Here is a 257-nt window from a genome sequence, read left to right on the forward strand (position 1 = left end):
CATTATCAGTGTAGCGCTCTAACCACCTGAGCTACAAGCCCGCTTATTCTTCTCTTTCTCTATTAATATCTTGAAAACCTATCTTGCTAGATTTTCCTTTAGGCGTGTGATAAAAGTACTCGGGAAGTAAATAAGAAACCTTATATACTTAAGTTAAATAGCTTCTCCAGAAAGGAGGTGTTCCAGCCACACCTTCCGGTACGGCTACCTTGTTACGACTTAGCCCCAATTACCTGTTCTACCCTAACTGGCGGTTT

1 rRNA gene is annotated in these 257 nt (G+C 41.6%); it reads right to left on the minus strand.

Annotated features, from left to right (window positions below):
* Positions 1-170: 170 nt before the first annotated feature.
* Positions 171-257 (minus strand): 16S ribosomal RNA (locus ACST15_RS12555); the annotation flags it as partial.

The sequence above is a fragment of the Aquirufa sp. Wall-65K1 genome (genome assembly GCF_054558475.1).